Origin of the sequence: Thauera butanivorans (genome assembly GCF_048398245.1) — a bacterium.
GTDB lineage: Bacteria > Pseudomonadota > Gammaproteobacteria > Burkholderiales > Rhodocyclaceae > Thauera > Thauera butanivorans.
In genome coordinates this window covers 3,899,100-3,911,674 of sequence record NZ_CP183038.1, presented here as the reverse complement: position 1 = coordinate 3,911,674, position 12,575 = coordinate 3,899,100, and the positions used below count along the sequence as shown (strand labels likewise).

Sequence of the window (12,575 nt, the reverse complement as noted above, 5' to 3'; positions counted from 1 at the left end):
TATCCCGATTCATCGCGGATCAGGCCCCGAGGGCACCCGACAGCTTGGCCACGGCTGCTCCCAGTTTGTCCGGGCGTGCGGGCCGGGACGTGTGCTTCAGCCGCCGCGCACCATCTGCAGGATCCGGGCGGTATTCAATCCGCGGGCCGTTTCCTGGATCTGCGGCAGGTACTGCGCCTGCAACTGGCGGCCGTCGGCCATCACGTGCTGGTAGGCGTCGCGCAGCATCTGCGTGTTCAGGTTGCGGCCGCCGGCATAGTACTGGTTGGCGACGTGGCCCAGCGCGTAGGTGGCGGCGAAGCTCATGCCGCTGCTCACGGCTTGGCGGCCCAGCCCGCCGAGGATGCCCTTGCCCGCCTTGCCCAGCAGGCCGCCGAGCAGCTTGCGGCCGGCCTGCTCCAAGTACTGGGACGTCAGCCCCACACCCAGGGTGGCCAGCAGATCCTTGACGTGGCCGCCGTCCAGTTCGTAACCGTAGCTCTGGCCGATCTGGTAGACCAGCCGCATCTGCAGCGGAATGATTGCCAGCGTGGACAGGTTTTCGGGCAGTAGCTCGATGGCGCCGTTGAGGATCGCTGCGTTGAGGATCTTGCGGTCCATGTCGGTCGTGGACAGCGTTCCCGGGCGGCGCTGTGCGGTGGTATCCGGCAGCGCATCGACTGCGGCCGGGTGTGGTGCGGTTTCGCCCGTCGCGATGATCTCCGGTAGCTCTGCGGCAGCCGTAGCCAGCGGCGCGTTTGCCAGCGTGTCGGCCTGGGTGGCGAACTCGGCCGGAGCCTGGCCCAGCGCTTCGCCCAGCCGCTCGAGGAAGGCCTGTTCCTGCGTGCTGGTCCGGCCGTCGGCCTCGCATACGCACACGGCCATCTCGTAGGCCAATTGACGTGCTTCCTTGCTGGCCAGTTTCGGCACCACGTCGGCCAGTTGCACGCGGCGCATCAACACTTCCTGGTACAGGCCGGGCAGGTTGATCTGCTGGTCCTCGGCCAGCCCTTGTGCCACCTGGCGGATCTGCTCGCGCTCGCGATCGTGCTTGTCGCCGTCGGCATAGGCGGCCAGCAGGCAGACGGTGAGAATGGCGCGTGTTTCTTCGGGGGTCATCGGAGTCCTCGTCGCATCGGATTGCCGTTCATGCCGGCCATTTCGCGCAGCCGGCAAGGAGATGATGGATTCTCCACTTCTTCCGTCCTGTCGTACAAGGTTTTCGCCAGCCGGCAACGGCCGGGGATGGAATTGCCAGGAATGGGCATCTAATATGGGTAGTGCCATTGCTAAAGAAATGGTTTTGGTATCCGTTGATGAAAGTGCCCCCTGAAAACATCCCCTGGCGGAAACAAAAAATGAAAAACAACCAGCCCGTGACATCGGTCGAGACATTGGTGCCGGAAGGCGAGTTCATCTACAGCCGGACAGACTGCCTGGGCAAGATCGTCGCGGCAAACGATCTCTTCGTCGCCCTGTCGGGCTTCAGCCGCGAGGAACTGATCGGCCGGCCGCACAACGTCGTCCGCCATCCCGACATGCCGCCGGAGGCCTTTGGGGATCTGTGGCGGGCGCTGAAGGCGGGCGAACCCTGGAGCGGCTACGTCAAGAACCGCCGCAAGGACGGCGGTTTCTACTGGGTGCAGGCGTTCGCCTCGCCGGTGCGCGAGAACGGCAAGGTGATCGGCTACGAATCCGTGCGGCGCCATGTCGATCGGGCGACGATTGCCGAGGTCGATGCCGCCTATCGCCGGATGCGCAGCCGTCCCGGCCGCTTCGAGGTGCGTGAGGGACGCGTGGTCCGGACCGGGCTGGCGGGGCGCTTGTCGGACTGGTCGCTGGCAGGACGCTTCGGCTTCGGGCTGGGCGTCGCGGCAGCCGGTGTGGCGATGCTGGCCTTGGCCGCACTCGGTGGCCGGGCCTTGTCCGATGCCTGGCTTTGGGCGGCGCTGGCAGCGGTCCTCGCGGCTGGCGGCTGGCTGCAGTTCGGCGTGATGCGAGGCGTGCGGGCGGATTTGTCCCGCCTGCGCGAAACCATGTCGGCAACGCAGCGGGATGGTGATCTGCGCCGTGTCGTCCATATCGAAGGCGGTGGCGAAGTGCGTGCGATCGGAGACGCCTTCAACGCGATGATGGCCAACCTGCAGGCGATCCTGATCAATGTCCGCGAGGCGGCAGAGCGGATCGTGGTGCAGTCGGATACGCTGAAGCAGTCGAGTGGCCTGGTGTCGAGCGGTGCGGCGGGCATGAGCGAGGAGGCGTCCTCCACCGCGGCGGCGGTCGAGCAGGTGACCGTGGCGGTGGGCGAAGTGGCCGAGCATGCGCTTGCCTCCGCCGAGGCCGCACGCGAGACGCAGCGCGCCGCTGCCGACGGCATGGCGCAGGCGGAACGGGCCGTGAGCGAGATCGGGCAACTGGCGCGGACGGTGGGCGAAACCGCTGCCAGCATGGACAGGCTCAGAGCGGCCTCGGGCGAGATCGGCAACATCGCCATCGTCATCAAGGAGATCGCCGATCAGACCAATCTGCTGGCGCTCAATGCTGCGATCGAAGCGGCACGGGCGGGCGAATGGGGACGCGGCTTCGCGGTGGTGGCGGACGAGGTGCGCAAGCTGGCCGAGCGGACGACGGCGGCGACGGGCGAGATCGGCGCCATCATCGGTTCGTTGCACGACGAAACCCGGACCGCGGCCGGCAATGCCGAATCCGGCACTACGCAGGTGCGCCTCAGCGTCGGCCTGATCGAAGAGACCCAGGCGGCCCTGGCGGCGATCCGCGCCTCGGCCGAGAACAGCCTGGGCCTGATCGACGGCATCGAGCTGGCCACCCGCGAGCAATCGGCCGCCGTGACCTCGATCGCCGGCAGCGCCGAGGGCATCGCTCGCCGCGCCGGGGAGTCCTCGGCCGCGGTGAGCGGCATCGCCGACGCGTCGCGCAGCCTGGCCGAGGTGTCCTGCGGGCTCGATGCCGCCCTGGCACGGATAAAGGTCTGACACGAGGGGGACGAGCGGGGGGCCAGGGAACCGGAGGGCCGAGACTGCGCAAGCCGGCCGGAGTTACACTGCCGGCCATGATGAACCTGACCACACCGGCGCTGCTGTTTCCGGCGATCTCGCTGTTGCTGCTCGCCTACACCAACCGTTTCCTGACGCTGGCGCAAGTCATCCGCCAACTGAATTCATCCGTCGACCGCAGCGGCGAACTGGTGCAGCGCCAGCTGCCCGGGCTCAAGCGCCGCATCCTGCTGACCAAGTACATGCAGGGTTTCGGCGTGTTCAGCTTCCTGCTGTGCGCGCTGTCGATGTTCGCGCTGTTCATGGACGCCGACCTGCCGGGCAAGCTGCTGTTCGGCGCCAGCATCCTGACGCTCGCCCTGTCGCTGGTGCTGTCGCTGATCGAGGTGCTGCTGTCGACCGATGCCCTGTCGCTGGTGGTCGAGGACCTGGAGTCGGCGAAGGGGGCAGCGCAAGGCTCGGCAAAAGGGGGCTGACAGGATGGCAGCTGGCGTCAGCGGCTGGTGAGCTTGAGTTCGATGCGGCGGTTGCGGGCGTAGGCTTCGTCGCTGGTGCGCGCGTCGAGCGGATGGAATTCGCCGTAGCCGGTTGCCGCCAGGCGTTGCGGCGGAATGCCCTGGCCGCGCAGGATCTTGACGATGGCCAGCGCGCGCGCGGTGGAGAGTTCCCAGTTGGACGGGAAGCGCGGCGTGGAGATCGGCCGGCGGTCGGTGTGGCCATCGACCTGCAGCACCCAGGGCAGGTCGGCCGGGATCTCGGCGGCCAGCGTCTTCAGCGTTTCGGCCAGGCGGGTGAGCTGGACCATGCCGTCCGCGCTGACTTCGTCCGAGGCGGTCGGGAACAGCACTTCGCTCGAGAACACGAAGCGGTCGCCGACGATCTGGATGTCCTTGCGGTCGCCGAGCACGGCCTGCAGGCGACCGAAGAATTCCGAGCGGTAGCGGGCCAGCTCCTGCACGCGGGCGGCCAGCGCCAGGTTCAGTTCGCGCCCCAGTTCCTCGATCCTGAGATCCTTGTCGCGCGCGGCCGCTTCGGCGGCGGCCAGCGCGGTGTTGAGCTGTTCGAGCTGGGTGCGCACGGCGGCGAGCTGGCGATTGAGCAGTTCGACCTGGGCGATGGCCTGTGCGGACATCTCGGTCTGTTCCTTGAGGCCGCGTTCGCTGGTGTCGAGGGCGCTGGCCAGGCGCGCGACTTCGGCTTCGAGTTCGGCCTTCAGGCGTTCGAGTGCGGCGATGCCGGCGCCCAGCCGGGCGGCTTCCTCGCGCTGCGCGCGGGCTTCGTCCTGTGCGGCGTGGAGTTCGTCGCGGGCGCTGAACAGTTCGGTGGACAGGGCTTCGCGTTCGCGCTCGGTGGCGGCCAGCGAAGCGCTCAGTTCGCCGACCTGCGCGTCGGCCCGCTCGCGCGCCGACTGTTCCAGGCTCAGCGTCTGTGCCAGTGCCGCCAGTTCGGCATTGAGGCGCGCCAGCGCGCGGTCGCGCCCGCTGACCGCGTCGCTGAGCACGAACTGGCCGATGACGAAGATCAGGATCACGAATACCAGCGCTATCAGCAGCGAGGCCAGGGCGTCGACGAAGCCGGGCCAGAAGTCCAGCGCGCGGCGTTGGTTCAGGCGGGCCATCGCTCAGCTTGCCTTCTGCCCGCCGAGCGCCGCGGCGATGGTGCGCGACAGCAGGCGCAGTTCGGCGCGCAGTTCTTCCGAGAACTGGGCGGTCTGCGTGCCTTGCGCCGGCTGCTGGGCGAGCTGGCGGATCAGGCCGCGCAGGTCTTCCTGCGACGAGGACAGCGCCGACAGGTCGCGCGATTCTCGGCCGATGAGCTCGGTCAGGCGGCCGATCTGGGTGTTGAGTTCGGCGAGGTGCTCGGCGGTGACGCGGCGTTCGCGTTCGGACTCGACCGCGGTGCGCTGCATGCGCTCCATGCCTTCGGCGGTCTGTTCCAGCAGGGCCTGCACGTAGGCCGGCACGCTCGCCTCGCCTTCGAGGCCGGTGGCGGAGGGCAGCCGCGTGATGTGCGACAGCCATTCTTCCAGCTCGTTGTAGAAGCGGTTCTGCGCATGCCCGGCCTGCAGATCGAGAAAACCGACGATGAGTGAACCGGCGAGGCCGAACAGCGAGGTCGAGAAGCTGGTCGCCATGCCGCCGAGCGGTTCGTCGAGATGGGATTTGAGGCTCTCGAACATCGCCACCGGATCGGTGCCGACACTCATGTTGCCGATGATCTCGCTGATCGAGCGGATGGTGATGAGCAGGCCCCAGAAGGTGCCGAGCAGGCCGATGAAGATCAGCAGGCCGACGATGTAGCGCGACAGGTCGCGCTGTTCTTCGAGGCGGATCTGCACGCTGTCGAGCAGGGTGCGCATCGAGGCCGGCGACAGGTGCGACTCGCCGCGCCGCCGGTTCGACAGCAGCCGCGCCATCGGCGCCAGCAGCACGGGGCGCAGGTCCGGTGCGGCTTCCGGATGGCGCTGGAAAGCTTCGATCCACAGGACTTCGCGCTGCAGCCGCCACACCTGGCGCAGATTGACGGCGATGCCGATCGCCAGCACGAACAGGATCACGCCGTTGAAGCCGGGGTTGGCGAGAAAGGCGTGCTTGAGCTGCGGCACCAGCACCGCCGCGAGCAGCGCCACCAGCGCCAGGAAAACGCCCATCCAGGTCGTGACGTGGACCGGCTTGGTGAAGACCTTGTGTTCCATGGGGACGACATCCTCATTGCTGGACGCGGTGGCGCCCGAGGCGGGCAAACCCCCTGCCGGCCAGCGCTCGTGGGCAAACTCTCCGTGCCGTCGAAGTCTAGCGCGAATTCGGCTCCCGGGCGTTGCCCGAACGGCGTCCGGAGCCCGGGCGCCGGCGGCAGCCGGCCACGGCGGGGCGCGGATTCGGCGATTGCAACAATTCACTACATTCTGCAAACAGTTGCGCAAACATGGCTTGCGAGACTGCAGCCTGAATCGACACGGGCGGCATGCCGTGTCGCACCCGGACCGCAGGACGAAACCAGAGCAGCGGCCGAGGAGACAGGCAGTACGACACTGGAGGAGAGAGGGGCATGTCCGACAACGACCGGCGGGATGCGGGGCTGGATACCTTTCCGCGCTACCTGATGCACCATGCCAGGCAGCGGCCGCAGCAGCCCGCCATGCGCGAGAAGGAATACGGCATCTGGCAGACCTACGATTGGGGCCAGGTGGCCGACAACGTGCGGGCGATCGCCTGCGGCCTGGCGAAGCTCGGCTTCAAGCGCGGCGACCGCCTGGCCATCGTCGGCGACAACCGGCCGCGGCTGTACTGGTCGGTGATGGCCTGCCAGTGCCTCGGCGGCATTCCGGTGATGATGTACCAGGACGCCGTGGCGCAGGAGATGGTCTATGTGCTGCAGGACGCCGAGGTCAAGTTCGCCATCGTCGAGGACCAGGAGCAGGTCGACAAGATGCTGGAGATCGCCGCCGAGACGCCGCTGCTCCAGCACGTGATCTACGACGATCCGCGCGGCCTGCGCAAGTACGACCAGCCCCTGCTGATGGCGCTGGACGCGCTGCAGGAGGCCGGCCGTGCCTGGGCGCAGGAAAGACCGGATTTCCTCGATGGCGAGATCGCCAAGGGCGCGCCGGACGACATCTCGGTGATGCTCTACACCTCGGGGACCACCGGCAAGCCGAAGGGCGTGTGCCAGACCCACGAGGCTTTCATCTCGGCGGCGCGCGGCGCAATCCAGTTCGATGCGCTGACCGAGCGCGAGGACATCCTGTCCTACCTGCCGATGGCCTGGGTGGGCGATCACCTGTTCTCCTTCGCCCAGGCGACGGTGGCCGGCTTCACGATCAACTGCCCGGAGTCCGGCGAGACGGTGATGACCGACCTGCGCGAGATCGGCCCCACCTACTACTTCGCGCCGCCGCGCGTGTTCGAGAACCTGCTGACCCAGGTCATGATCCGCATGGAGGACGCCAGCGCGCTGAAGCGCGGCATGTTCCACCATTTCATGGAGGTCGCCCGCCGCTGCGGCTCCGACATCCTGGACGGCAAGCCGGTCTCCGGCGGCGACCGCTTCCAGTACTGGCTGGGCAATCTGCTGGTGTACGGGCCACTGAAGAACGTGCTCGGCATGAGCCGCATCCGCGTCGCCTACACCGCCGGCGCGGCGATCGGCCCCGACCTGTTCCGCTTCTACCGCTCGATCGGCATCAACCTGAAGCAGCTGTACGGCCAGACCGAGACCTGCGCCTACGTCTGCCTGCAGCCCGACGGCGAGATCAAGCTCGACTCGGTGGGCAAGCCGGCGCCCTACGTCGAGGTCAAGCTCGCCGACAACGGCGAGATCCTGGTCAAGGGGCCGATGCTGCTGAAGGCCTACTACAAGCGGCCGGACGCCACCGCCGAGGCGATCAATGCCGACGGCTACTTCATGACCGGTGATGCCGGCTATTTCGACGAGGATGGGCACCTGAAGATCATCGATCGGGCCAAGGACGTCGGCAAGATGGCCGACGGCTCGATGTTCGCGCCCAACTACATCGAGAACAAGCTCAAGTTCTTCCAGCACGTCAAGGAGGCGGTGACCTTCGGCAGCGGCAAGGATTTCGCCACTGCCTTCATCAACATCGATCTCGAGGCGGTGGGCAACTGGGCCGAGAAGAAAGGCATGGCCTATTCCGGCTACACCGACCTCGCCTCGCAGGATGCCGTGTATGCGCTGATCCGCGACTGCGTCGAGAAGGTTAATGCCGACCTCGCCGCCGATCCGAACATGAGCGGCGCGCAGATCAAGCGCTTCCTGATCCTGCACAAGGAGCTGGACGCCGACGACGGCGAACTGACCCGCACGCGCAAGGTGCGCCGCAACTTCATCGCCGACAAGTACGCGGTGCTGGTCGATGCGCTGTTCGAGGGCCGCGCGCGCCAGTTCATCGAGACCCAGGTTACCTACGAGGACGGCCGCGTCGGCAAGGTCTCGGCCGACCTGCGCATCGAGGAAGCGAAGACTTTTGCGCCGCAGGCCGGCCAGCGCGCCGCCTGAGGAGACGAGGAATGGACATGACCGACATCAACCCCGCCGCCTCGGCTGCCGCCGCGGATTCGGGCCGCCGCTTCGGCGACGTGATCCTGGACCTGCAGAACATCTCGCTGCGCTTCGGCGGCGTGAAGGCGCTGACCGACATCAGCTTCGACGTGCGCGAGCACGAGATCCGCTCGATCATCGGCCCCAACGGTGCCGGCAAGAGCTCGATGCTCAACGTCATCAACGGCGTCTATCACCCGCAGGAAGGCCGGATCCTCTACCGCGGCCAGGAGCGCAAGCGGCTCGAGCCCTACATGGCGGCGCGCCAGGGCATCGCCCGCACCTTCCAGAACATCGCGCTGTTCAAGGGCATGAGCGTGCTGGACAACATCATGACCGGCCGCAACCTGATGATGAAGAGCAACATCCTGCAGATGGCGCTGTACTGGGGCCGGGCGCAGAAGGAGGAGATCGCCCACCGCGAGAAGGTGGAGGAGATCATCGATTTTCTCGAGATCCAGGACGTGCGCAAGACGCCGGTGGGGCAGCTCCCCTACGGCCTGCAGAAGCGCGTCGAGCTGGGCCGCGCGCTGGCGGCGGAGCCGTCGATGCTGCTGCTCGACGAGCCGATGGCCGGCATGAACGTGGAGGAGAAGCAGGACATGTGCCGCTTCATCCTCGACGTCAATGACCAGTTCGGCACCACCATCGTGCTGATCGAGCACGACATGGGGGTGGTGATGGACATTTCCGATCGTGTCGTGGTGCTCGACTACGGCAAGAAGATCGGCGACGGCGCGCCGGACGAGGTGCGCAGCAACGAAGACGTCATCCGTGCCTACCTTGGCACGTCGCACTGAGCGGGGACACAGTCATGGGATTCTTTCTTGAAACCTTGTTCGGCGGCTTGATGGCCGGCATGTTGTATTCGCTGGTCGCGCTCGGCTTCGTGCTGATCTACAAGGCCTCGGGCGTGTTCAATTTCGCCCAGGGGGCGATGGTGCTGTTCGCCGCGCTGGCGATGGCGCGCTTCGCCGAATGGTTCCCGAAGTGGTTTGGCTTCGAGAGCCTGCTGCTGGCCAACCTGCTGGCCTTCATCGCGGCGATGGCGATGATGGTGGTGCTGGCCTGGGCGATCGAGCGCCTGTGCCTGTCCAAGCTGGTCAACCAGGAAGGCATCACGCTGCTGATGGCGACGCTGGGCATCGCCTACTTCCTCGACGGCTTCGGCCAGACCCTGTTCGGCAGCGACATCTACAGCATCAACGTCGGCATGCCGAAGGACCCGGCCTTCATCCTCGAAGGCATGTTCGAGGGCGGCGTGATGGTCAGCAAGGAAGACCTCGTCGCCGCGGTGATCGCCGCGCTGCTGGTGATCGTGCTGGCGCTGTTCTTCCAGAAGACCAAGACCGGCCGCGCGCTGCGTGCGGTGGCGGACGACCACCAGGCCGCCCAGTCGATCGGCATCCCGCTGAACACGATCTGGGTCATCGTCTGGTCGGTGGCGGGCTTCGCCGCGCTGATCGCCGGCATCATCTGGGGCTCCAAGCTGGGCGTGCAATTCACGCTGTCGCTGGTGGCGCTGAAGGCCCTGCCGGTGGTGATCCTGGGCGGGCTGACCTCGGTGCCGGGGGCGATCATCGGCGGGCTGATCATCGGCGTGGGCGAGAAGCTGTCGGAAATCTACATCGGGCCGATGCTCGGCGGCGGCATCGAAATCTGGTTCGCCTACGTGCTGGCGCTGGGTTTCCTGCTGGTGCGGCCGCAAGGGCTGTTCGGCGAAAAGATCATCGACCGCGTCTGACCGCGTCACGCACTCCGGGAGAACATCCGCATGCTGTACAGAGAAAACGGCCAGTTCAAGACGAGCTACGCGGCCGACCAACAGATCTTTCCCATCCTGCAGGACCGCTGGGCGATCGGCCTGCTGCTGCTGGTCGCCTTCGTGGCGATGCCGCTGCTGGGCTCGGAATACTTCTTCCGCGCCATCCTGATTCCCTTCCTGATCCTGGCGCTGGCGGCGCTGGGGCTCAACATCCTGGTCGGCTACTGCGGCCAGATCTCGCTCGGCACCGGTGCCTTCATGGCGGTGGGCGCCTATGCCGCCTACAACTTCATGGTCCGCATCGACGGCATGCCGCTGATCGTGGCGATGCTGCTCGGCGGGCTGGCGGCGACCGTGATCGGCGTGCTGTTCGGCATTCCGTCGCTGCGCATCAAGGGCCTGTACCTGGCGGTGGCGACGCTGGCGGCGCAGTTCTTCACCGACTGGGCCTTCCTGCGCATCGGCTGGTTCACCAACCATTCGACCTCGGGTTCGGTGAGCGTGGCCAACCTGAACGTGTTCGGCATTCCGATCGAGTCGCCGGTCAGCAAGTACCTGTTCTGCCTGGTGGTGGTGTGCGTGTTCGCGCTGATGGCCAAGAACCTGACGCGCAGCGCCATCGGCCGCCAGTGGATGGCGATCCGCGACATGGACGTGGCGGCGGCGGTGATCGGCATCCGCCCGGTGTACGCCAAGCTGACGGCCTTCGCGGTGAGCTCCTTCATCGTCGGCGTGGCCGGCGTGCTGTGGGCCTTCGTGTATCTGGGCGCCTGGGAGCCGGCGGCCTTCTCCATCGACCGCTCCTTCCAGCTGCTGTTCATGGTCATCATCGGCGGGCTGGGCTCGATTTCCGGTGCTTTCCTCGGCGCGGCCTTCATGGTGCTGCTGCCGGTGGTGCTCGACCAGTTGCCGCACTGGCTGGGCATTCCCATCTCCACGGCCACCGTCTCCCATCTGGTGCACATGATCTTCGGTGCGCTGATCGTGTTCTTCCTGATCGTCGAGCCGCACGGCCTGGCCAAGCTGTGGAGCGTGGGCAAGCAGAAGATGCGGCTATGGCCCTTCCCGCACTGATTTTCCGGTGCGGTGCCCGAATCGATGCGGAGTTCGGGCTTTCGTTGCAGCTTCCGGGTACGCGGTACGTACCACTCACCAAAAACACGAGGAGACACCCATGAAATTCAAACCTCTGGCTCTCGCAGCGACGCTCGCCACCCTGGGTGCGGCATCCTTCGCCACCCCCGCCGTGGCGCAGGAGCAGTACATCCCGCTGCTGTCCTACCGCACCGGTGCCTACGCGCCCAACGGCATCCCCTGGGCCAATGGCAAGCAGGATTATCTGAAGTACGTGAACGCCAATGGCGGCGTGAACGGCGTCAGGATCGCCTATGAGGAATGCGAAACCGGCTATGCCACCGACAAGGGCGTGGAGTGCTACGAGCGCCTGAAGGGTCGCGGCGCCTCGTCGTTCGATCCGCAATCCACCGGCATCACCTTCGCGTTGACCGACAAGGCGCCGATCGACAAGATTCCGCTGATCACGCTGGGCTACGGCCTGGCGGCGTCGCAGGACGGCGGCGTGTTCAAGTGGAACTTCCCGCTGATGGGCAGCTACTGGACCGCGGCCGACATCCTGATCCAGCACCTGGGCGAGAAGGAAGGCGGGCTGGACAAGCTCAAGGGCAAGAAGATCGCGCTGGTCTATCACGACTCGCCGTTCGGCAAGGAGCCGATCCCGCTGCTGCAGAAGCGCGCCGAGATGCACGGCTTCCAGCTCAACCTGCTGCCGGTGACGGCGCCGGGCGTGGAACAGAAGGCCACCTGGCTGCAGGTGCGCCGCGACCGTCCCGACTACGTGCTGCTGTGGGGCTGGGGGGTGATGAACTCCACCGCGCTGAAGGAAGCGGTGGCCACCGGCTTCCCGCGCGAGAAGATGTACGGCGTGTGGTGGGCCGGCGCCGAGCCGGACGTCAAGGACGTCGGCGCCAACGCCAAGGGCTACAACGCGCTGGCGCTGAACCCCAACGGCACCGGCTACCCGCTGATCCAGGACATCCTGAAGAAGGTGCATGACGCCGGCCAGGGCTCCGGTCCGCGCGACGAGGTCGGCTCGGTGCTCTACACCCGCGGCATGCTCATCTCCATGCTCACGGTGGAAGCCATCCGCCGCGCCCAGGAACAGTACGGCCAGGGCAAGGTGGTGACGCCCGAGCAGGTGCGCTGGGGCTTCGAGAACCTCGACATCGACGACAAGCGCCTGGAAGAGCTGGGCCTGGCCGGCGTGGTGCGTCCGATCAAGACCTCGTGCGACGACCACATGGGATCGTCGTGGGCGCGCGTCCATCAGTGGGACGGCGGCAAGTGGGTGATGGGCGAGACCTGGTACGAGGGCGACAAGAGCGTGATCGATCCCCTGGTCAAGGAAGCGGCCGACCGTTACGCCGCCGAGAAGCGCATCCAGCGCCGCAGCGCCGACGACTGCAAGGCTTGAGCCTTGCGCCCCGGTCCCGCAAGGGGCCGGGGTTGCCATGAATCAGGACGGGCCGCCGCCCGAACGCGGCGCCCGCATCAACAGCGGATGAGACGATGAACACCTCCACGACGAATGCGCCTCCGGCTCCCGAGTCCAACATCCTCCTGAACGTGAACGGCATCGAGGTCATCTACATAAGAACGAGTGAGATAAATCCCCAGGCTCCGGCGAGATAAATCCGGGATGTAGTGGAAGGAAACGGGATTTATCGGAGGGCCGGCTGTAA

Annotated in this window: 10 protein-coding genes; 7 read left to right on the top strand and 3 right to left on the bottom strand. The window is 66.5% G+C overall.

Annotated features, from left to right (window positions below):
* Positions 1–96: 96 nt before the first annotated feature.
* Complete coding sequence (locus ACNQFN_RS18990) at positions 97–1,266, bottom strand: YcjF family protein (RefSeq protein ID WP_418647276.1); 1,170 nt, start codon at positions 1,264–1,266, stop codon at positions 97–99.
* 71 nt (positions 1,267–1,337) lie between these two features.
* Between ACNQFN_RS18990 and ACNQFN_RS18985 the strand changes: the two genes are divergently transcribed.
* On the top strand, positions 1,338–2,972 hold the full coding sequence (locus ACNQFN_RS18985) for a PAS domain-containing methyl-accepting chemotaxis protein (protein ID WP_068639357.1): 1,635 nt from the start codon (positions 1,338–1,340) through the stop codon (positions 2,970–2,972).
* A gap of 80 nt (positions 2,973–3,052) precedes the next feature.
* On the top strand, positions 3,053–3,469 hold the full coding sequence (locus ACNQFN_RS18980; protein WP_068639373.1) for a DUF2721 domain-containing protein: 417 nt from the start codon (positions 3,053–3,055) through the stop codon (positions 3,467–3,469).
* A gap of 17 nt (positions 3,470–3,486) precedes the next feature.
* Here the strand turns inward: ACNQFN_RS18980 and ACNQFN_RS18975 are convergent, their stop codons facing one another.
* Both ACNQFN_RS18975 and ACNQFN_RS18970 read right to left on the bottom strand, forming a co-directional pair.
* The gene (locus tag ACNQFN_RS18975) at positions 3,487–4,611 is read right to left on the bottom strand and encodes a peptidoglycan -binding protein (RefSeq protein ID WP_068639358.1); all 1,125 of its coding nucleotides are present in this window, start codon (positions 4,609–4,611) and stop codon (positions 3,487–3,489) included.
* A 3-nt stretch (positions 4,612–4,614) separates the two neighbouring features.
* Complete coding sequence (locus tag ACNQFN_RS18970) at positions 4,615–5,688, bottom strand: MotA/TolQ/ExbB proton channel family protein (RefSeq protein WP_068639359.1); 1,074 nt, start codon at positions 5,686–5,688, stop codon at positions 4,615–4,617.
* Positions 5,689–6,041: 353 nt separating this feature from the next.
* On the opposite strand from ACNQFN_RS18970, the gene ACNQFN_RS18965 reads away from it, so the two are divergent.
* From ACNQFN_RS18965 to ACNQFN_RS18945, 5 genes are all read left to right on the top strand, one after another.
* A complete protein-coding gene (locus ACNQFN_RS18965) occupies positions 6,042–8,009 on the top strand; it encodes an AMP-dependent synthetase/ligase (protein WP_068639360.1) in 1,968 nt (655 codons plus the stop codon).
* An 11-nt stretch (positions 8,010–8,020) separates the two neighbouring features.
* Positions 8,021–8,851, top strand: a complete 831-nt coding sequence (locus tag ACNQFN_RS18960) for an ABC transporter ATP-binding protein (protein ID WP_418647275.1) — start codon at positions 8,021–8,023, stop codon at positions 8,849–8,851.
* 14 nt (positions 8,852–8,865) lie between these two features.
* Positions 8,866–9,795 carry a branched-chain amino acid ABC transporter permease gene (locus ACNQFN_RS18955; protein ID WP_068639361.1) on the top strand — a complete coding sequence of 310 codons (930 nt, stop codon included), beginning with the start codon at positions 8,866–8,868 and terminating at the stop codon, positions 9,793–9,795.
* Between the two features lie 30 nt (positions 9,796–9,825).
* Entirely contained in the window at positions 9,826–10,890 is a 1,065-nt protein-coding gene (locus ACNQFN_RS18950; RefSeq protein WP_068639362.1) for a branched-chain amino acid ABC transporter permease, read from the top strand.
* 100 nt (positions 10,891–10,990) lie between these two features.
* Complete coding sequence (locus tag ACNQFN_RS18945; protein WP_068639363.1) at positions 10,991–12,307, top strand: ABC transporter substrate-binding protein; 1,317 nt, start codon at positions 10,991–10,993, stop codon at positions 12,305–12,307.
* Positions 12,308–12,575 lie beyond the last annotated feature (268 nt).

Coding starts and splice junctions, on each gene's coding strand:
- ACNQFN_RS18990 (WP_418647276.1), bottom strand. CDS start 1,266: ATGGCACTACCCATATTAGATGCCCATTCCTGGCAATTCCATCCCCGG.
- ACNQFN_RS18985 (WP_068639357.1), top strand. CDS start 1,338: ATGAAAAACAACCAGCCCGTGACATCGGTCGAGACATTGGTGCCGGAA.
- ACNQFN_RS18980 (WP_068639373.1), top strand. CDS start 3,053: ATGAACCTGACCACACCGGCGCTGCTGTTTCCGGCGATCTCGCTGTTG.
- ACNQFN_RS18975 (WP_068639358.1), bottom strand. CDS start 4,611: ATGGCCCGCCTGAACCAACGCCGCGCGCTGGACTTCTGGCCCGGCTTC.
- ACNQFN_RS18970 (WP_068639359.1), bottom strand. CDS start 5,688: ATGGAACACAAGGTCTTCACCAAGCCGGTCCACGTCACGACCTGGATG.
- ACNQFN_RS18965 (WP_068639360.1), top strand. CDS start 6,042: ATGTCCGACAACGACCGGCGGGATGCGGGGCTGGATACCTTTCCGCGC.
- ACNQFN_RS18960 (WP_418647275.1), top strand. CDS start 8,021: ATGGACATGACCGACATCAACCCCGCCGCCTCGGCTGCCGCCGCGGAT.
- ACNQFN_RS18955 (WP_068639361.1), top strand. CDS start 8,866: ATGGGATTCTTTCTTGAAACCTTGTTCGGCGGCTTGATGGCCGGCATG.
- ACNQFN_RS18950 (WP_068639362.1), top strand. CDS start 9,826: ATGCTGTACAGAGAAAACGGCCAGTTCAAGACGAGCTACGCGGCCGAC.
- ACNQFN_RS18945 (WP_068639363.1), top strand. CDS start 10,991: ATGAAATTCAAACCTCTGGCTCTCGCAGCGACGCTCGCCACCCTGGGT.